The sequence below is a fragment of the Streptomyces poriticola genome (assembly GCF_036689765.1).
Lineage (GTDB): Bacteria > Actinomycetota > Actinomycetes > Streptomycetales > Streptomycetaceae > Streptomyces > Streptomyces poriticola.
In genome coordinates this window covers 400,415-419,801 of record NZ_JBAGKH010000003.1, presented here as the reverse complement: position 1 = coordinate 419,801, position 19,387 = coordinate 400,415, and the positions used below count along the sequence as shown (strand labels likewise).

Below are 19,387 nucleotides of genomic sequence, written 5' to 3'. Positions count from 1 at the left end.
AGCCGGCGCCGCGCCCGGCCGGGTCCCTCAGGGGAACGCCAGCGCGTTCGGGCCGAGGGGCGGGACGAGCCCCTCGGCCGCCGCGCGGGTCAGCAGGCCCCGCACCGCCGCATAGCCGTCCTCGCCGAGCCCGGCGGTGAACTCGTTGACGTACAGCCCGATGTGCTGCTCGGCCACGGCCGGGTCCATTTCCTGGGCGTGCTCCATGACGTACGGGCGGGAGGCCTCCGGGTCGTCCCAGGCGGCCAGCACCGACAGCCGGATCGCCTCGGCCAGTTCCGTCAGCGCCGGCACGCCCAGCGACCGCCGGGCGATGATCGCCCCGAGCGGGATCGGCAGCCCGGTGGCCCGCTCCCAGTGCTCGCCCATGTCGGCGAGCCTGTGCAGCCCGTAGTTCCGGTACGTGAACCGCGCCTCGTGGATCACCAGGCCCGCGTCGACCTTCCCGTCCCGCACGGCCGGCATGATCTCGTGGAACGGCATCACCACGATCTTCCCGACCCCGCCGGGCACCGTGTCCGCCGCCCACAGGCGGAACAGCAGATACGCCGTCGACCTCTCGCCCGGCACCGCGACCGTACGGCCGCGGAGGTCCACGCCGGGCTCCCGGGTGAGCACCAGCGGCCCGCAGCCCCGGCCCAGCGCCCCGCCGCAGGGGAGCAGCGCGTACCGGTCCAGGACGTAGGGCAGGACCGCGTACGACACCTTCAGCACGTCGAACTCGCCGCGCTCGGCCATGCCGTTGGTGAGGTCGATGTCGGCGAACGTCACGTCGAGGGCGGGCGCGCCCGGGATACGGCCGTGCACGAGGGCGTCGAAGACGAAGGTGTCGTTCGGGCAGGGGGAGTAGGCGATCTGCAGCGGCTCACTGGTCATATGGGTTCCAACTCTCCAGGACGGTCGCGAGCTTCCCGAAGGCGTCCGTGAGGGCGGCCAGCGCGTCGTCGATGCGCCAGGCGGACCGGTCGCGCGGGCCGACCGGGTTGGACACCGCGCGCAGCTCCAGCACGGGCACGCCGTGCGCGGCGGCGGCCTCGGCGACCCCGAAGCCCTCCATGGCCTCGGCCAGCGCGCCGGGGTGGCGGGTGCGTAGCTCGGCGGCGCGCGCGGCGGTGCCGGTCACGGTGGATCCGGTCAGGACGGTGCCGGTACGGGCCCCGGTCGCGGCGGCTGCCGCGCGGACCAGTCCGGCGGGCGGGCGGTGGCTGACCGTCCCGAAGCCGAGGGCGGTGACCGGCAGGAAACCGTCGGCGGTCTCCGCGCCCAGGTCGGCGGCGGTGATCTCGTCGGCGAGGACGAGGGAGCCGACCGGCGCATGCGGTGCGAAGCCGCCGGCGATACCGGCCGAGACGACCAGGTGGCAGGGGGCGCCGTCCAGGGCCGCGGCGGTCAGCGCGGCGGCGGTGGCGGCGGCGGCCCGGGCGGGCCCGACACCGGCCGCCAGCAGGTCGTACACCTGCGGCGACCCGTTCCGCGGGATCCGGTGGAGCGTCGCGCCCGGTACGGCGAGCTCGCGCCCCGGGCCCGGGAACGCCCGGGCCACCGCGTCCCGCTCGGCGGGGACCGCGGTGGCCACGAGGACGCGTACGGGAGCCGGGGTCAGCTCGCGTCCTTCAGCTCGAAGACCCACAGCCCGGTGATGACCTGGCTGTCCTCCTTGCCGTCACGTTCCGCGATGGCGACGTTCGTCGAGTCGCCCTGGGCGCCGTACTGGACGTTGAAGAACACGCTGCCCGGGATGGTCCGGTAGGTCTTGTCGCTGTCCTCGACCAGCTGCTGACCGTTCATCAGGATCGTCCAGCGGTCGTCGGCGACCCCCGGGTCCACGCCGAAGCGCACGGTCTCGTCCTGGTCGACCGAGATCGACTCGATGTCCTCGTCCTGGAGGCACTTGTCGATCTCGGCGTCCGTGAGGGCCTTGCCCTCGCCGCCGCAGGTGGCCTCGGAGCTGACCGAGGAGCTGCCGACGGTGATGGTCGCCATGGGGGTCGGCTTGTCACAGGCCGACAGGACGAGCAGTCCGGCGGATACGGCGCCGGCGACGGCGACGGCGCGGCGGCGTCGCACACTGGATTGCAACGTGGTCATGGGCGAAGGCTATCGGGCACGCCCGGCCCGCCTCCCACCTGGGTACGGCGTGCCGTACGTCACGCCACCCTCGGGCGCCCGGTCCCGCCCCGCCGGGCGGAGGCGAGCAGGCCCCGGACGGTGGTCAGCCAGCCGGTCGCGACGATGGTCGCGCCGACCGCCAGGCCGAACGGACCGTTGAGCGGCAGCGCGATACCGATCGCCCCGCCGACCACCCACGACATCTGCAGCAGCGTCTCCGACCGGGCGAACGCCGAGGTGCGCACCAGCTCCGGCACGTCCCGCTGGATCAGCGCGTCCAGGGACAGCTTGGCCAGCGCCTGCGCGAACCCGGCCACCGCGGCCAGACACGCCACCACCACGGCGCTGAACAGGACGGCCGCCGTGATCGCCGCTCCCAGCACACAGGCCACCACCGTCACGATGATGATCTCCGGTGCGCGGGAGCGGAGCCAGGCCCCCACCGCCGTACCGAGCGCGTTGCCCGCGCCCGCCGCGACCCCCACGATCGCCAGTGACACGGCCGCGCTCTGCCCGCTCATCGGATGCTCGCGCAGCAGAAACGCCAGGAAGAAGATCAGGAAGCCGGTCTGGCAGCGGATCGCGGCGTTCGCGCCCAGTCCGTGCGTCACCGCGATACCGACCGTGCGCAGCCCCGGACGCCTGACCGGCTTCAGATGCGGTCCGTGCAGATGGTGCTCGTCGGCGGCGAGCAGCGCCCCCTCCTCGCCCCGGGCCGAGTCGACCTTCGGAGGCAGGGTGAAGGACAGGAAGGTTCCCGCGATGAAGATCACGAAGGCGCCGTACAGCGGCCAGCGCGGACCGATCTGCTGCAGCCCCACCGCGATCGGCGCCGCCACACCGGTGGCCAGCAGCCCGCACAGCGTGACCCGCGAGTTCGCCTTGACCAGCGAGAACCGCGGCGGCAGCAGCCGCGGCACCACCGCACTGCGCACCACGCCGTACGCCTTCGACGACACCAGGACGCCCAGCGCGGCCGGGTACAGCTCGATGCTGCCGGTGATCACCGCGCCGGACAGCACCAGCGCCAGCAGCGCCCGCGCCAGCATCGCGCCCGCCATCGCCGCCCGCCGCCCGTGCGGCACCCGGTCGAGGAGCGGGCCGACCACCGGGGCGAGCAGCGTGAACGGCAGCATGGTGATGGCGAGATACAGCGCCACCCGGCCGCGCGCCTCGTCCGTCGGCACGGAGAAGAACACGGTGGACGCCAGCGCCACGGTGATCATCACGTCACCCGCGCCGTTCACCCCGTGCAGCTCGATCAGCTTGCCCAGGCCCGACTCGCCGGCGCCGTGCGCGTGCGTCGCCCGGCGGATGCCGCGTGCGGTTCCGGTCACCGGCAGATGCAGTGCGCGCCCGACCGCGCGGAAGCGCCCGGAGCCCCGGCCCCGGCTCCCGCCCTTCACATCCGTCCGATCCGTGTGTGCGGCTGCCACTCCGTCATAGTGCCCCGAGAGGCGGCTGTGTAGCGCGGTTGTGGCGTGGATCAGGCTGATCGAGTCGGGTGAGGCACCCCTGGGCCGGCCCGGGAAACTCCCGTCGGTGTAGGCCGAGCCCGGTCGAGCAGGTAGCGTGCACAGCGCGCCGTGGCGAACGTTCTCGGCCGCGCGCCGTACGAGCATCCCGCAGAATGGATGACGTAGGTGCGCCCGAGCGCGTCGGGCGCGGACGTCGACGCGGTCCCCTGGTCCGCTCCGTCCGCCCCGCTGACAAAAGGGCGCACTCGTGAGACGGCGTATGGAGAGAAGCGATACCTGTGAGCGCAGCGACAACGCGAAGCCGCACCCCTGACCGCCTGTGCGCCGAGGCCGTCGACCTCGCCCGGGCCGCGGCCGAGGAAGCCGCCGCGCCCGGTGTCGTGGGCGAGCACACCGGACTGGTCTCCGAGGGCGACCGCGTGGTCACGCACTTCTTCGCCTGCAAGGAACTCGGCTACCGCGGCTGGCGCTGGGCCGTGACCGTCGCCCGCGCCTCCCGCGCCAAGATCGTCACCGTGGACGAGGCGGCGCTGCTGCCCGGCCCCGACGCCGTCCTCGCCCCCGAGTGGGTGCCCTGGAGCGAGCGGCTGCGCCCCGGCGACATGGGCCCGGGCGACCTCCTGCCCACCGACGCCGAGGACCTGCGCCTGGAGCCGGGCTGGTCCGGCGAGGACGAGCCGCCGCCGCACTCCGCCGTCTCCCACGAGATGGCCGACCTGGTCGAGGCCGAGGACGCCGAGGTCACCGGCGGCCCGCCGGCCGGTCTGCCCGCCGCCCCGGTCCGCGGCTCGATCGCGGCGATCGCCGACGAGCTGGGCATGCGCCGCGCCCGGGTGCTCTCCCGGTACGGCCTGCACACCGCGGCCGACCGCTGGGAGGAGGCGTACGGCCCCAAGACGGCGATGGCCCAGGCGGCCCCCGCGTCCTGTGTGTCCTGCGGCTTCCTGACCCCCATCGGCGGTTCGCTCGGCCAGGCCTTCGGCGTGTGCGCCAACGAGTTCTCCCCGGCCGACGGCCGCGTGGTCTCCCTGGCCTACGGCTGCGGCGGCCACTCCGAGGCCGCCGTCATGCCCAAGCCCCCGCAGCCGGCCCCGCCGGTCGTCGACGAGACCCGCGTCGACCCGTTCCCGCTGCGGCCGGCACCGGACTCGGGGTCGGTCCCGGTGACGGAGGACGAGTCGTCGGCTGAGCTGGGACACTCCTGAGCGCTCCGCTGGAGGTGCCGCGATGTGCCGTCGCGCGTCTGCGGTGCCGTCGTGGCTGGTCGCGCGGTTCCCGCGCCCTTCAGGGCGCTGCCGAACCGCGGAGGACTTCGCGCCCGGACTGCTCAGGGCGTGTTCGAGAGCCGCTTCTGCCCCGCGGCGCCCGGCACACGCCCTGGCCCTCCCCGGCGGGCGCTCTGGGACGAGGCCGCCGGGGCCGACAGGGCCGACGGGGGCCGGGGGCGCACCCCCGAGGAACGCGAGCCGCGGCGGACCCACGGGCCGGACGACGGCGCGGCTCGTGCGACGCGCCCACGCGGTACCTTCGACCTCACGCCGATCAGGGCCGATGAGGAGAGATGAACGTGAGCAAGTTCGTGCGGCCCGCCACCGAGGGTGCGGACCCGTTCGGTACGGCACGTCTGCGGCGCGGGGTGCTGGACGCCTGGGCCACCAGCCCCGCCCGGTTCCGTGAGGACGCCAACGCCGAGGAGGACCTCGTCCTCGGCGGCTACCGGGACCGGCTGGTCGTCGAGCTAGCCCAGAACGCCGCCGACGCCGCCGCCCGCGCGGGCGCGCCCGGCCGGCTCCGGCTCACCCTGCGCGACGGTGTCCTGGTCGCCGCCAACACCGGCGCCGCGCTGGACGCGGCCGGCGTCGAGTCGCTGGCCACGCTGCGTGCCTCTGCCAAGCGGGAGACGCACACCCCGGCGGTGGGCCGGTTCGGAGTCGGCTTCGCCGCCGTCCTCGCCGTCACCGACGAGCCCGCCGTCATCGGCCGGCACGGCGGGGTCCGCTGGTCGCTGGCCGAGGCCCGCGAACTGGCCGCCGACACCGCCCGGCACAGCCCCGGCCTGGGCGACGAGATCCGCCGCCGCGACGGCCACGTCCCGCTGCTGCGGCTGCCCCACGCCGCCGAGGGCACCGCCCCCGCCCCGTACGACACCGCCGTCATCCTGCCGCTGCGCGACACGGCCGCCGCCGGCCTCGCCGAGCGCCTCCTGAACGCCGTCGACGACGCCCTGCTGCTCGCCCTGCCCGGCCTGGAGGAAGTGGTCGTCGAGACGGGCGGCGTGCGTACGCTGCGCCGCCGTACCGAGGGCGGCCTGACCGTCGTCGAGGACTCGCGGGACGGCACCACCCGCTGGCGCACCTCCGCCGCACACGGTCCGCTCACCCCCGACCTGCTCGCCGACCGGCCGGTGGAGGAGCGGCTGCGGCCGTACTGGTCCGTGACTTGGGCGGTCCCGGTCGACGACGACGGCGCCCCGGCCCGCCCCCGCACCAGCCCCGTGGTGCACGCCCCCACCCCCAGCGACGAGCCCCTCGGCGTCCCCGGCCTGCTCATCGCCTCCTTCCCGCTGGACTCCACACGCCGGCACACCGCCCCCGGCCCGCTCACCGACTTCCTGGTCCAGCGCGCCGCCGACTGCTACGCGGGACTGCTCGCCGACTGGCACCCGGTCACCGCCGGGATCATCGACCTGGTGCCCGGGCCGCTCGGCAAGGGGGAACTGGACGGGGCGCTGCGCCACGCCGTCCTCGAACGCCTGCCGCGCACCTCCTTCCTGCCGCCCGCCGCGCAGCCGCGCGGCGACGAGGACTCCGGACTGCCCGAGTCGCTGCGCCCGCGCGACGCCGAGGTGGTGGAGGGCGCGGGCGCCGACACCGTGCGGATCCTCGCCGAGGTGCTGCCCACGCTGCTGCCGGCCGGCCTGGAGCGGCGCGCGGAGCTGCGCACGCTGGGCGTGGCCCGGCTCCCGCTGACCGACGCCATCGACCGGCTGGCCGGCCTGGAGAAGTCACCGGAGTGGTGGCACCGGCTGTACGACAGCCTCGCCGGGGTCGACCCGGACCGGCTGTCCGGGCTGCCGGTGCCCCTGGCCGGGGACACCTCCCAGGCCCTCGGCACCGGTGGGGTGCGCACGTCCATCGGGCCCCGGCAGATCCTGCTGCCCACCCCGGACACCACCGCCCTCGACCCCGGGATCCTCTCCCGGCTCGGTCTCAAGATCGCCCACCCGGACGCCGCCCACCCGCTGCTGGAGAAGCTCGGCGCCGTCCCTGCGACCCCGCGGGCCGTGCTCACCACCCCCCAGGTCCGGGCGGCCGTCGCCGCCTCCCTCGACGACGAGGGCGGCACCTCCTGGGAGGAGGACGGCCCCGACGCCGAGGAGCTCGCCGACACCGTCCTCGGCCTGGTCCGCGACGCCGGGCTGGACCCCGGCGAGGAGCCCTGGCTCGGTGCGCTCGCCCTGCCCGACGAGGACGGCGAGCTGGCCCCGGCCGGTGAACTCGTCTTCCCCGGCGGCCCCTTCGCACAGGTGATGCGCGAGGGCGAGCTCGCCGCCGTGGACGCCGAACTGGCCGACCGGTGGGGAGCGGAGCCGCTCGCCGCCTGCGGCGTCCTCGTCGACTTCGCCCTCGTCCGCGCCACCGACGTCGTCCTCGACCCGGACGAACTGGAGCCCCGGGAGGGCGACTTCGCCGAGCCCGACGACGCGGGCCTGCTGGACGCCGTCGACGTGTGGTGCGAGGACGTCCTCGACCGCTTCCCCGACACCCCGGTCCCGCCGGTCGCCACGGAGATCGTCGCCGTACGGGACCTGGACCTCGTCGACGACGACAAGTGGGCGCAGGCGCTCACCCTGCTGTCGCGGCCACCGCTGCGGGACGCGCTCGTCCAGCCCCTGCGCATGCTGCTGCCCGACGGCACCCACGAGGTCGTACGGCCCTACACCGCCTGGTGGCTGCGCGGCCACCCGGTGCTCGACGGCCGCCGCCCCGCCGGGCTGCGCGCCGCCGGCGGCGACCCGCTGCTGCACGGCCTGTACGACGAGGCCGACGCCACCGGTTTCGACGACGAGCAGGTGCTGCGGGCGCTCGGGGTGCGCACCTCCGTCGCGGCCCTCCTCGACGAGCCGGGCGGCGCGGCCGAGCTGCTGGACCGGCTCGCCGACCCGGACCGTCCGGTCACGCCCGCCCAGCTGCACGCCCTCTACGGTGCGCTGGCCGACCTGGACCCGGAGCAGGTGACGCTGCCGGACGCGCTGCGGGCGGTCGTCGACGGCCGGGTCGAGGTGGTCGACGCCGCCGACGCGGTCGTCGTCGACTCGCCCGACCTGCTGCCCTTCACCTCCGGTGTGCCGCTGCTGCCGGTGCGGCCGGCGCGGGCGGCCGAGCTGGCGGAGCTGTTCCAGGTGCGGCGGCTGAGCGAGTCCGTCACCGGGGAGGTGGGCTCCGAGGGCACCGAGCACGAGGTGGCGGAGCCGGTGCGGGTGCTGCTCGGGGCACGGACCCCGGCGTCCTACGTCGAGCACGAGGAGCTCGTCGTGGACGGTGTGGAGATCGACTGGCGCGTCACCGACGACGGGGTGCTGCACGCCGCGACCCTGGAGGGCGTCGCCGCGGGCCTGGCCTGGTCGGCACGCCAGTGGCCGCGCCGCTTCGAGGTCGCCGCCCTGCTCGAGGACCCGACCCGCACGGAGGAGCTGGCCCGGGACCGCTGGTTCGACTGAGCCGGAGCCCGACCCACCCCCACACCGACGTCCCGCCCCACGACACCGGGGATCCGGGCCGCGCCACAGGGGATCCGGCACGGGTATCGGAGGTCCTGGCTGCGGCACCGGGGATTCGGCGGGGGTGCCGGTGGTCGGGTTCGCGGTGCCGGTAGTCCGGGTCTGTGGCGTCGGGGAGCCGGTCCACGGCACCGGGGGTCCGGCTCACGGTGTTCGGGGGTCCGGCTCACGGTGTTCGGGGGTCGGGCCTGTGGCATCGAGGTCCGGGGGCGGGGCGTGGTACCAGGGTCCGGCCTGCGGTATCGGGGGTCCGGGTGCGGCACGGGCTTCCGGTGCCGCGGCACCGGAAGCCCGGTGGCGCTACACCGGGTACCGGCGGCCCACGAACCGCCACACGATCTCCAGCGAGGCCGCCGCGGCGACCGCGATGCCGACGCCGATCCACGGCATCGTCATCCCGACCAGCTTCAGCGCGAAGAAGTCCTGCAGCCACGGCACCACCAGCACCAGCAGGAAGCCCGCCCCCATCGTCGCGACCAGCGCGATCCGCCACCAGGTGTAGGGGCGGGCGATGATCGCCAGCACCCACAGGGAGATCAGGAACAGCGTCATCGTCGCCACGCTGGTCTCCGCGTCCAGCGCACCGGTCCCGCTGTAGTGGCTGCGCGCCACCAGATACGTCACGAACGTCGCCGTCGCCGCGACCGCCCCGCCGGGGATCGCGTACCGCATCACGCGCTGTACGAAGTGGGGCCGGGCCCGCTCCTTGTTGGGGGCGAGGGCGAGGAAGAAGGCCGGGACGCCGATGGTCAGCGTGGACAGCAGGGTCAGATGACGGGGCAGGAAGGGGTACTCCACCTGCCAGCACACCACCAGGATCGCCAGCAGCACCGAGTAGACCGTCTTGACCAGGAACAGCGTGGCGACGCGGGTGATGTTCCCGATGACGCGGCGGCCCTCGGCCACGACGGACGGCAGCGTCGCGAAGCTGTTGTTGAGCAGCACGATCTGTGCCACCGCCCGGGTCGCCTCCGAACCGGTGCCCATCGCGACACCGATGTCGGCGTCCTTCAGCGCGAGGACGTCGTTGACGCCGTCACCGGTCATCGCGACGGTGTGCCCGCCGGACTGCAGGGCGCCGACCATGTCCCGCTTCTGCTGCGGGGTGACCCGCCCGAACACGGTGCCCTCGTCCAGCGCCGCGGCCATGTCGTCCCGCTCCGCGGGCAGCCGGCGCGCGTCGACCGTGCTGCCGCTCAGCCCGAGCTTGGCGGCCACCGCGCCGACCGACACGGCGTTGTCGCCGGAGATGACCTTGGCGTCGACGGCCTGGTCGGCGAAGTAGCGCAGAGTGTCGGCGGCGTCGGGCCGCAGCCGCTGCTCCAGCACCACCAGGGCGGCGGGCTCGGCGTCCTGCGCGACGTGCGGGTCGTCCAGTGAACGGGTGACCCGGGCCAGCAGCAGCACCCTCAGCCCCTGCTCGTTGAGCCGCCCGGTCTCGGCGAGGGCGGGGTCGTCGTCGGCCAGCAGCACGTCCGGCGCCCCCAGCAACCAGGTGCTGGCGTCGCCGTCGCCCTCGCGGAAGGCGGCGCCGCTGTACTTGCGGGCGGAGGAGAAGGGCAGGGCGTCGGTGCAGTGCCAGTCGGCGGCGTCCGGGTAGGCCTCGATGATGGCCTGCAGTGAGGCGTTGGGGCGCGGGTCGGACTCGCCGAGCGCGCCGAGCACCCGCCGTACGTACGTCTCCTGCGCGCCGTCCAGCATGCGCAGCTCCGTGACGTCCATGCCGCCCTCGGTCAGGGTGCCGGTCTTGTCCAGGCACACGGTGTCGACGCGGGCGAGGCCTTCGATGGCGGGCAGCTCCTGCACCAGGCACTGCTTGCGGCCCAGCCGGATGACGCCGATGGCGAAGGCGACGGAGGTGAGCAGCACCAGGCCCTCCGGGACCATGGGGACGATGCCGCCCACGGTGCGGGCGACGGAGTCCTTCAGCTCGTTGTCCTTGACCACGAGCTGGCTGATGATCAGGCCGATCGCGGTGGGGACCATCATCCAGGTGACGTACTTGAGGATGGTGGAGATGCCGGAGCGCAGCTCGGAGTGGACCAGCGTGAACCGGGACGCCTCCTCGGCGAGCTGGGCGGCGTAGGCCTCGCGCCCCACCTTGACGGCCCGGAAGGCGCCGCCGCCGGCCACCACGAAGCTGCCGGACATCACCTGGTCGCCGGGCCGCTTCACCACCGGGTCGGCCTCGCCGGTCAGCAGGGACTCGTCGATCTCCAGCCCGTCCGTCTCGACGCACACCCCGTCCACGACCACCTTGTCGCCGGGCCCGATCTCCAGCACGTCGTCCAGCACGATCTCGGCGGTGCCGACCTCGGCGGCGGCTCCGTCCCGCCGCACTGTCGGCCGCACCTCGCCGATCAGGGCGAGCGAGTCGAGGGTCTTCTTCGCCCGCCACTCCTGGACGATGCCGATGCCGGTGTTGGCGAGGATCACGAAGCCGAACAGGCTGTCCTGGATCGGCGCCACGATCAGCATGATCACCCAGAGCACGCCGATGATCGCGTTGAACCGGGTGAGGACGTTGGCGCGGACGATGTCGGTCATCGACCGGCTGCTCCGCACCGGGACGTCGTTGACCTGTCCGCGGGCGATCCGCTCGGCGACCTGCGCGGAGGTCAGCCCGGTGGCGGGGGAGGGGACGGATCCGGGCCGGTGGGGGTCGAGTTCGGCGCCCGCGTCGAGGTGCGTCATGCCTTCGACGGTACGTGCGGACAAGGGGGTTCACCCGCCGGACCGGCGGAAGATCCGACCACGGGACGACGGCTGGGGCGCGGGTGTGCTGCCCGGGTACCACGCCCCGCCCGACGGAAGGACTACGGGCGGCCCGCCCCCTCGCGGGAGCGCTTGATCGCCGCGTCGCGCCGGCGGACGTACCAGATGCCGATCAGGCCGAGTCCGCCGCCCGCCAGGCAGGTCCACGGCCACCAGGTGAGCCCGCGGTCGTCGAACCAGCCGTAGAAGGGCAGCTGCACCAGGAAGAGGACGAACCACAGGACGGTGCCGCCGGTGATGGTGGCGACCACGGGCCCCTCCAGGGGCTCCGGCGCCTCGTGCGTTGGGGTCCACTTCGCCATGGCCACAGCTTACGAGGCGGTGCCGCGCGTCCCTTCGGCACACGGATCTACGCGCGGAGATGGTGTTCTCTCCCTTATATGTTCATACTGAATCCGTTTGTCTCTGACCATTTCTGTTCGTAGAAAACGCCAAGGGATCGCGGGGGAGCCTTGGTGACGAGGACTTCCATGCCCGGCGCCCTGGACCGCTATTTCAAGATCTCCGAACGCGGCAGCAGCATTCCGCGCGAGATCCGCGGCGGCTTCGCCACCTTCTTCGCGATGGCCTACATCATCGTGCTGAACCCGATCATCCTCGGCAGCGCGAGGGACATGTACGGCAACCAGCTCGACAACGGGCAGCTGGTCACCGCGACGGTCCTGACGGCGGCGTTCAGCACGCTGCTGATGGGGGTGATCGGCAACGTGCCGATCGCGCTGGCCGCCGGTCTCGGGGTGAACTCGGTCGTCGCGCTGCAGCTCGCGCCCCGGATGTCCTGGCCGGACGCGATGGGCATGGTGGTGCTGGCCGGCTTCGTGGTGATGCTGCTGGTCGCCACCGGCCTGCGCGAGCGCGTCATGAACGCCGTGCCGTACAGCCTGCGCAAGGCGATCGCCATCGGTATCGGCCTGTTCATCATGCTGATCGGTCTGGTCGACTCCGGTTTCGTCTCCCGGATCCCGGACGCCGCCCGGACCACCGTCCCGCTCCAGCTCGGCGCGGACGGGCACCTCGACGGCTGGCCGGTCCTGGTCTTCGTGCTCGGGGTGCTGCTGACGCTGGCGCTGCTGGTGCGCAGGGCGCCCGGCGCGATCCTTATCTCGATCGTCGTGATGACGGTCGTCGCGGTGATCGTCAACGCCGTGGCCGAGGTGCCGTCCTGGGGGCTGACCACGCCCGAGTGGCCCGGCAGTCCGGTCGCCGCTCCCGACTTCTCCCTGGTGGGCGAGGTCAGCCTGTTCGGCGGCTTCGGGAAGGTCGGCGTGCTCACCGGCGTGCTGTTCGTCTTCACCGTCCTGCTGTCGGTGTTCTTCGACGCCATGGGCACGATCATGGGTGTCAGCGACGAGGCCAAGCTGACGGACGCCCAGGGGCAGATGCCCGGCATCAACAGGGTGCTCTTCGTCGACGGTGTCGCGGTCGCCGCGGGCGGCGCCAGCTCGTCCTCGGCCACCACCTGCTTCGTGGAGTCCACGGCCGGCGTCGGCGAGGGCGCCCGGACCGGCCTGGCCAACGTCGTCACCGGCTCACTGTTCGCCCTGGCCCTCTTCCTCACCCCGATCGCCACCATGGTCCCGTCCCAGGCGGCCACCCCGGCGCTGGTCGCGGTCGGCTTCCTGATCCTGTCCCATGCGGTCAAGGAGATCGACTGGTCGGACTACACGCTCGCCATACCGGCGTTCGTGACGATGCTGATGATGCCGTTCACGTACTCGATCACCAACGGCATCGGCATGGGCTTCATCGCCTTCACCGTGCTGCGCCTGGCGGCCGGGCGGGGCCGGGAGGTGCCGGTGGCGATGTACGCGGTGTCGGCGGTGTTCGCCTTCTACTACCTGATGCCGGCCCTGGGGCTGGCCTGAGCGACGGGCGTCGTCAGCCGACCCCGTAGAACCGCTCGGTCTCCTCGACGGCTGACCGGAACCGCTCGTCGAAGTCGTTCCGGACGAGCGTCCGGACGACATAGTCCTGGACGCTCATTCCTCTTTTCGCCGCGTGGTGCCGGAGCCGCTCGAGCAGCTCCCCGTCTATCCGCAGGCTGAGCACGCTGGTCCCCATGGACACGAGGGTCACCTCGCGAGTGCGGGTGATGCTCCGGTTTCCGGAAATGACTCACTCGTAAGGGTGATCTCCGGGTTCTGTGGGCGGGTTTCCGGGCAAGGAAGTGCCTTATTCGGGTGGTCCTTCGTAAGACTAATGAGTTACTCTAAGGAGATGCCGGACCTCAGCCATGGCGACGACGCTGCCGCCGTGAACGCCCTCCGCTCCGCCGTGATGCGGCTGTCCCGACGGCTCAAGCACCAGCGGGTCGACGAGTCGCTCAGCCCCACCGAGATGTCGGTGCTCGGCACCCTCGCCAACTTCGGCAGCGCGACCCCGGGCGAGCTCGCCCGCAAGGAGCACGTCCAGCCGCCGTCGATGACCCGCATCGTGGCGCTGCTGGAGGCCAAGGGCCTGGTCCGGCTGGAGCCGCACCCCGAGGACCGGCGGCAGAAGGTCGTGACGCAGACCGAGCAGGCCGTGGTGATGCTCGAGCAGAGCCGCCGCAAGCGGAACGCGTTCCTGGCCTCGCTGGTCGAGGAGCTCGACGAGGACGAGTGGGCGAAACTGCGCGCAGCCGCCCCCGTGCTGGAGAAGCTCGCCCACCTGTAAGCCGGCACCCGAGGAGGCGAACCCTTTTGAGTACGGGACCCGGAGCAGCTTCCGCCCCCGCACCGCACACCCCCGACACCCCCGCCCCCGCCACCCGCAGGACCTCGATGTTCGCCTCCCTGAAGAACAGGAACTACCGCCTGTTCTTCCTCGGCCAGGTCGTCTCGAACATCGGCACCTGGATGCAGCGCATCGCCCAGGACTGGCTGGTGCTCAGCCTCACCGGCTCCTCCGCCGCCGTCGGCTTCACCATGGCCCTGCAGTTCCTGCCGATGCTGCTCCTCGGCCTGTACGGCGGTGTCCTCGTCGACCGCCTGCCCAAGCGCCCCACCCTGCTGGTCACCCAGTCGGCGATGGCCCTGAGCGCGCTCTTCCTCGCCGTCCTCACCCTCACCGACCAGGTCCAGGTCTGGCACGTCTATCTCGCCTCCCTCGCGATGGGCCTGGCCACCGTCGTCGACAACCCCGCCCGGCAGTCCTTCGTCTCCGAGCTGGTCCGCCGCGACCAGCTGCAGAACGCGGTCAGTCTGAACTCGGCCAACTTCCAGTCCGCCCGTCTGGTCGGCCCCGCCGTCGCCGGACTGATGATCACCGGTATGGGCACCGGCTGGGCGTTCCTCTTCAACGGCCTGTCCTTCGTCGCCCCCCTCGCCGGTCTGCTGCTGATGCGCACCCGCGACCTGCACGCCGTCGAGCGCGCCCCGCGCGGCAAGGGCCAGCTCCGCGAGGGCCTGCGCTATGTCGCCGGCCGCCCCGAGCTGATGGGCACCCTCGCGCTGGTCGGGTTCATCGGCACCTTCGGCTTCAACTTCCCGGTCTTCCTGACCGCCTTCGCGGACGACGTCTTCCATGCCGGAGCCGGTGAGTACAGTCTCTTCAACACCCTGATGGCGGCCGGCTCGCTGGCCGGTGCGCTGCTCGCCGCCCGCCGCGGCACGGCCCGCCTCCGGGTGCTGATCGCGGCGGCGCTGGGCTTCGGCCTGCTGGAGATCATCGCCTCGACCGCCCCCCACCTGTGGCTGTTCGCCCTGCTGATGGTCCCGATCGGCGTGTTCAGCATGACGGTCAACGTCACCGCCAACACCAGTATCCAGATGTCCACCGAGCCGGCCATGCGGGGGCGGGTGATGGCCCTCTACATGATGGTCTTCCTCGGCGGCGCCCCCGTCGGCGCCCCCGTCGTCGGCTGGCTCACCGACACCTACGGCGCCCGGATCGGCTTCGCCGTGGGCGGCTCCGTCGCCGCGACGGCCGCCGTGGTCACCGCCCTCGTCCTGACCCGCGTCGGCGGCCTGCGCCTGTCGGTCGGCTGGCACCACGGCCACCCCAGGCTGCGGTTCGTACCCCGGGAACGGCGGGAGGAGCCGGCCCGGGTGGCGTAGGGGCGGGCCCGGGTCAGTCGCGGGGAAGTCGCCGGTGGCCGGGGCGAGGCCGACGGGGGTGCCGGTCAGGTCGACGTCCTCGCCGAAGGCCGAAGCTGACCTCGCTGTGGCCGGGCACACTGGGGCCCATGAGACTGTTCGCCGCGGTGGTGCCACCCGAGGACGTGGTCCGGGAGCTGGCCGCCGAAGTGGATCTGCTGCGGTCGCTGCCCGGAGCGGACCGGCTGCGCTGGACCGGGCGGCCCGGCTGGCACTTCACCCTCGCTTTCTACGGCGAGGTGGACGACGCCCTCGTCCCCGGGCTGTCGGAGCGGCTGGAGCGGGCGGCCCGGCGTACCGACCCGTTCCCGCTGGCGGTCACCGGCGGCGGGCAGTTCGGCCACGGCCGGGCGCTGTGGGCCGGGGCCTCCGGTGATGTCGGCACGCTGCGGCTGCTGGCCGACCGCGCCGAGGCGGCGGCCCGCAGGGCCGGGGTGCCGATGGGGGAGCACCGGCGCTACCAGGCCCACCTCACGGTGGCCCGCAGCCGCCGGGCGCACAGCGTACGGGCCTTCGTCGAGGCCCTGGACCGGTTCACCGGCAGCAGCTGGACGGTGCCGGAGCTGTGCCTGGTCCGGAGCAACCTGCCCACCTCCGGTGCGCCGGGCGAGCAGCCCCGCTACGAGACGGTCGCCCGCTGGCCGCTGGGCGGCGCCGGTTAGGCTCGATGGCGTGGACCCGAAAACCCGGAACCGGATCATGGCCGGCGTGCTTGTGCTGATGTTCGTGGCGGTGGCGCTGGCGTCGGCGCTCGGCAGGTAGCCGAGCCCGAGCCGAGCCGAGGCGCGGCGGTGCGGCCCCGCCCGGCCGCACCGCCGGCCCTGACGCCGTGCGGCTACCAGGCGAACGCCTCGGGGGAGGGGCCGGGCCCGGGGAAGATCTCCTCCAGCCCGTCCAGCAGCTCCCGCGACAGCTCCAGCTCGACGGCCCGCACGGCCGAGGCCAGCTGCTCGGTGGTGCGCGGCCCGACGATCGGCCCGGTCACGCCGGGCCGGGTGAGCAGCCAGGCCAGCGCGGCCTCGCCGGGCTCCACACCGTGCTTGTCGAGCAGATCCTCGTACGACTGGACCTGTGCGCGGACGGTGGTGCCGGCGAGCGCGTCCGCGGACCGGCCGGAGGCGCGGCGCCGTCCCTGGTTCTCCTTCCTGATGACCCCGCCCAGCAGCCCGCCGTGCAGCGGCGACCAGGGAATGACCCCGAGGCCGTACTCCTGCGCGGCCGGGATGACCTCCATCTCGGCGCGCCGCTCGGCGAGGTTGTACAGGCACTGCTCGCTGATCAGCCCGATGGTGCCGCCCCGCCGTGCGGCGGTCTCGTTCGCCTGGGCGATCTTGTAGCCGGGGAAGTTCGACGATCCGACGTACAGCACCTTGCCCTGCTGGATCAGCACGTCGATCGCCTGCCAGATCTCCTCGAAGGGGGTGGCGCGGTCGATGTGGTGGAACTGGTACAGGTCGATGTGGTCGGTCTGCAGCCGCTTCAGGCTGGCGTCCACGGCCCGCCGGATGTTGAGGGCCGACAGCCTGTCGTGGTTGGGCCACGCGGGTCCACCGTCCGTCGCCATGCTGGCGTACATCTTGGTGGCGAGGACGACCTTGTCGCGCCGGCCGCCGCCCTGGGCGAACCAGCTGCCGATGATGCTCTCGGTGCGACCCTTGTTCTCGCCCCAGCCGTACACGTTGGCGGTGTCGAGGAAGTTGATCCCCGCGTCCAGCGCCGCGTCCATGATCGCGTGACTGTCCGGCTCGTCGGTCTGCGGACCGAAGTTCATGGTCCCGAGGACGAGCCGGCTGACCTTGAGTCCCGTGCGTCCGAGCTGCGTGTACTCCATGGCCCTCAAGCCAACGCCTTTGAGCGCACTCCAGGCAAGCGGCGGGGGCGAACGGCGGGGACGAACGGAGGACGGACGACAGGACTCAGTCGCGGGGGAACCGGTCGGTCGTGAGGGTGAGTCCGAGGACGGTGCCGGTCAGGTCCAGGTCGGTGCCGAAGTGCACCCTGGTCTCCGTGGCGTAGTCGCCGTCCTTCGGGTCGGTGAAGACGTGGCACCTCCCCTGGTAGGGGTCGGCGATGAGGTAGAGGGGCACCTCGGCGACCGCGTAGGCGGTCTTCGTGGGGCCGTAGTCGTTGGCGGCGGTGCCCTTGGAGATCACCTCGGCGACGAACTCGACGTCCTCGTGCCGCCAGCGACCGCCCTCGTCCTTCTCCGCCGAGCCGCGGAGCACGGCCACGTCCGGGCAGAAGCGGCTGCCTCCCGGACGAGCACAGCCGCGCGGTACAACGATACGCACGGTCGATCGACAGGGAGGGCGGTGTGCGCGGGAGCGCCGGGCGGCCGGTGGGGGCGGTCGGCGACGGCTAGCCGCGCGAGCCCGGGTCGTACGGGGCGCCCAGGTCCCAGCCCTGGTGGAGGGCCTGTGCGAAGGCCGCCGCGATCTTGTGCTCGCCGCTCGGGCCGGGGTGGGTGCCGTCGTAGGTGTCGGTGTGGATGTCGTACGACGGCGGTGGGGACGCCAGCAGGATGGGGGAGCGGGGTTCGTCCAGGTCGGCGGCGGCCTTCGCGAGGAGTTCGTTGAAGCGGGCGACCTGCTCGGCGAAGGGCGGGTCGGCCTGCGCCCGGATGTTCGGGATCACCGGCAGCAGGACCAGCCGGATGCGCGGGTCGGCCTCGCGGGCCGCCGCGACGAAGGACCGGACGTTGCCGGCCGTCTGCTCCGCGTCGGTGTAGAAGCCGAGGTCGATCAGGCCGAGGGAGACCAGCAGCACGTCCGCGCGGCACTTCCGGACCGCGCCGCCGATCAGCGGGGCCAGATGCAGCCAGCCCTCGCCCCAGCCGGCCAGGTGGGCGCGCGGGAAGCGGGGGTCGGCGTCGGCGTACGCGTACGACGTCGGGGCGTCGGCCGCCTTGTCGTACAGCGTCTCGCGCGGGCCGACTAGCGTGAACGGGCCGTCGTACGCCGTGCACAGGTGCCGCCACAGCCGGTAGCGCCAGGTGTGTTCACCCGCGCTCCCGATGGTCATCGAGTCGCCGACGGGCATGAGCCTGAGCATCCGATCATCATGGACGATCGGTCCCGCGCCCGCCTCCCGCCCGCGGTGTGAGCCCGGCCACCTCCCACGAACCGGCCCCGGCAGTGGCAGGCTTGGGGCATGCGCCGACCCTTCGCCCTCCTCGCCGCTGCCCTTCTCGTGGGCGCCCCGGCCGTGCCCGCCTCCGCCGCCGACGGGGAGAAGGGGTTCACGATCGAGGACCCGCGGATCACCGAGTCCAGCGGGCTGGCCGCCTCCCGTCTCCACCCGGGCGTGTACTGGACCCACAACGACAGCGACGACGGGCCGTATCTGTACGCCGTGGACGGGAGGACCGGGAAGACCCTCGCCCGGATCACCCTGAGCGGGGTCGGTACGCCCCGGGATGTCGAGGCGATCGCCGTCGGGCCGGGCAACCGGCTCTTCGTCGGCGACATCGGGGACAATTTCGGCGGCCGCTGGCCCTATGTGTGGATCTACGAGCTGCCCGAGCCGACCGAGCTGCGGGACCGGACCGTGCGGGCCACCCAGTACGTGGTGAAGTACGCGGACGGGCCGCGCGACGCCGAGTCGCTCGTCGTGGACCCGGAGAGCGGGCGGGTGTACATCATCGACAAACAGGAGGACGGGGGGCATCTCTACCAGGGGCCCGCCCGGTTGTCGGCCTCAGGTGACAACGTGTTCCGGCGCACCGCCGCCGTGGACCTGTGGGCCACCGACGCCGCGCTCTCGCCCGACGGCGGGCAGCTCGCCGTACGCGGCTATCTGGGCGGGATCTGGTACGCGTGGGACGACGGGCGGATCGAGCGCAAGGGGCGGCTGAGCGTACCGCTGCAGGGGCAGGGCGAGTCCGTGACGTACACCGCCGACGGGACGAAGCTGCTGTTCGGGAGCGAAGGCTCCGGCAGCCCGGTGCAGGCCGAGGACGCGCCGGGCGGCGGCGGGGACGGGGGTGGCGACGGCTCGGAGGCGTCGGCCGCGGGCGGGTCGGATGCCGGGGAGTCCGGTGACGGCGCGCTGGGCGGCAGGAGCCTGAAGGTCGGGGCGCTGGCCGTGGTGGTCGCCTGCGCGGCGCTGCTCGGGGTGCGGCGGCTGTTCCGGCGGCGGTGAGCCGCGGTCGGCCCGGCGCCGTGCCGACC

Annotated in this window: 16 protein-coding genes and 1 pseudogene; 7 read left to right on the top strand and 10 right to left on the bottom strand. The window is 73.3% G+C overall.

Annotated features, from left to right (window positions below):
* Positions 1-27: 27 nt before the first annotated feature.
* From V5O46_RS06985 to V5O46_RS06970, 4 genes are read right to left on the bottom strand one after another with little or no spacing between them, the layout of a single operon-like run.
* Positions 28-876, bottom strand: a complete 849-nt coding sequence (locus V5O46_RS06985; RefSeq protein WP_332883550.1) for a 1,4-dihydroxy-6-naphthoate synthase — start codon at positions 874-876, stop codon at positions 28-30.
* A complete protein-coding gene (locus V5O46_RS06980; protein WP_332883699.1) occupies positions 866-1,576 on the bottom strand; it encodes a futalosine hydrolase in 711 nt (236 codons plus the stop codon). The genes V5O46_RS06985 and V5O46_RS06980 overlap by 11 nt, the downstream gene beginning before the upstream one ends.
* Positions 1,577-1,599: 23 nt before the next feature.
* Positions 1,600-2,088 (bottom strand): DUF2771 domain-containing protein, encoded by a 489-nt coding sequence (locus V5O46_RS06975; RefSeq protein ID WP_332883549.1) that lies wholly within the window; start codon positions 2,086-2,088, stop codon positions 1,600-1,602.
* 59 nt (positions 2,089-2,147) lie between these two features.
* On the bottom strand, positions 2,148-3,545 hold the full coding sequence (locus V5O46_RS06970; RefSeq protein ID WP_408648924.1) for an MFS transporter: 1,398 nt from the start codon (positions 3,543-3,545) through the stop codon (positions 2,148-2,150).
* A 320-nt stretch (positions 3,546-3,865) separates the two neighbouring features.
* Here V5O46_RS06970 and V5O46_RS06965 point away from each other — a divergent pair, with 320 nt between their 5' ends.
* Together V5O46_RS06965 and V5O46_RS06960 are read left to right on the top strand one after the other, a co-directional pair.
* Positions 3,866-4,792, top strand: coding sequence for a DUF3027 domain-containing protein (locus V5O46_RS06965; protein ID WP_332883548.1), 927 nt, complete (start codon positions 3,866-3,868; stop codon positions 4,790-4,792).
* Positions 4,793-5,154: 362 nt separating this feature from the next.
* Positions 5,155-8,307, top strand: a complete 3,153-nt coding sequence (locus tag V5O46_RS06960; protein WP_332883547.1) for a sacsin N-terminal ATP-binding-like domain-containing protein — start codon at positions 5,155-5,157, stop codon at positions 8,305-8,307.
* A 360-nt stretch (positions 8,308-8,667) separates the two neighbouring features.
* On the opposite strand, the gene V5O46_RS06955 is transcribed toward V5O46_RS06960, so the two are convergent.
* Positions 8,668-11,061, bottom strand: coding sequence for an HAD-IC family P-type ATPase (locus V5O46_RS06955; protein WP_332883546.1), 2,394 nt, complete (start codon positions 11,059-11,061; stop codon positions 8,668-8,670).
* A gap of 122 nt (positions 11,062-11,183) precedes the next feature.
* Positions 11,184-11,444: a DUF2530 domain-containing protein gene (locus tag V5O46_RS06950; RefSeq protein WP_332883545.1), complete on the bottom strand. Its 261-nt coding sequence runs from the start codon at positions 11,442-11,444 to the stop codon at positions 11,184-11,186.
* Positions 11,445-11,612: 168 nt separating this feature from the next.
* Here V5O46_RS06950 and V5O46_RS06945 point away from each other — a divergent pair, with 168 nt between their 5' ends.
* On the top strand, positions 11,613-13,007 hold the full coding sequence (locus V5O46_RS06945) for an NCS2 family permease (RefSeq protein WP_332883697.1): 1,395 nt from the start codon (positions 11,613-11,615) through the stop codon (positions 13,005-13,007).
* Between the two features lie 13 nt (positions 13,008-13,020).
* Here the strand turns inward: V5O46_RS06945 and V5O46_RS06940 are convergent, their stop codons facing one another.
* Positions 13,021-13,203, bottom strand: a complete 183-nt coding sequence (locus tag V5O46_RS06940) for a ribbon-helix-helix protein, CopG family (protein WP_332883544.1) — start codon at positions 13,201-13,203, stop codon at positions 13,021-13,023.
* Positions 13,204-13,359: 156 nt separating this feature from the next.
* Here V5O46_RS06940 and V5O46_RS06935 point away from each other — a divergent pair, with 156 nt between their 5' ends.
* The 3 genes from V5O46_RS06935 (at position 13,360) to thpR (ending at position 15,880) form a co-directional block, all read left to right on the top strand.
* Positions 13,360-13,797: a MarR family winged helix-turn-helix transcriptional regulator gene (locus tag V5O46_RS06935; protein ID WP_332883543.1), complete on the top strand. Its 438-nt coding sequence runs from the start codon at positions 13,360-13,362 to the stop codon at positions 13,795-13,797.
* 26 nt (positions 13,798-13,823) lie between these two features.
* Positions 13,824-15,179 carry an MFS transporter gene (locus V5O46_RS06930; RefSeq protein ID WP_332883542.1) on the top strand — a complete coding sequence of 452 codons (1,356 nt, stop codon included), beginning with the start codon at positions 13,824-13,826 and terminating at the stop codon, positions 15,177-15,179.
* A 128-nt stretch (positions 15,180-15,307) separates the two neighbouring features.
* Positions 15,308-15,880, top strand: coding sequence for an RNA 2',3'-cyclic phosphodiesterase (gene thpR / locus V5O46_RS06925; protein ID WP_332883541.1), 573 nt, complete (start codon positions 15,308-15,310; stop codon positions 15,878-15,880).
* A gap of 173 nt (positions 15,881-16,053) precedes the next feature.
* On the opposite strand, the gene V5O46_RS06920 is transcribed toward thpR, so the two are convergent.
* The 3 genes and pseudogenes from V5O46_RS06920 to V5O46_RS06910 form a co-directional block, all read right to left on the bottom strand.
* Positions 16,054-17,049, bottom strand: coding sequence for an aldo/keto reductase (locus V5O46_RS06920; RefSeq protein WP_332883540.1), 996 nt, complete (start codon positions 17,047-17,049; stop codon positions 16,054-16,056).
* 85 nt (positions 17,050-17,134) lie between these two features.
* A pseudogene (locus V5O46_RS06915) lies at positions 17,135-17,515 on the bottom strand (Uma2 family endonuclease); the annotation flags it as partial.
* Between the two features lie 61 nt (positions 17,516-17,576).
* Positions 17,577-18,269 (bottom strand): GDSL-type esterase/lipase family protein, encoded by a 693-nt coding sequence (locus V5O46_RS06910; RefSeq protein WP_332883539.1) that lies wholly within the window; start codon positions 18,267-18,269, stop codon positions 17,577-17,579.
* A 99-nt stretch (positions 18,270-18,368) separates the two neighbouring features.
* On the opposite strand from V5O46_RS06910, the gene V5O46_RS06905 reads away from it, so the two are divergent.
* Positions 18,369-19,358, top strand: a complete 990-nt coding sequence (locus V5O46_RS06905; RefSeq protein WP_332883538.1) for a WD40 repeat domain-containing protein — start codon at positions 18,369-18,371, stop codon at positions 19,356-19,358.
* Positions 19,359-19,387: the final 29 nt, after the last annotated feature.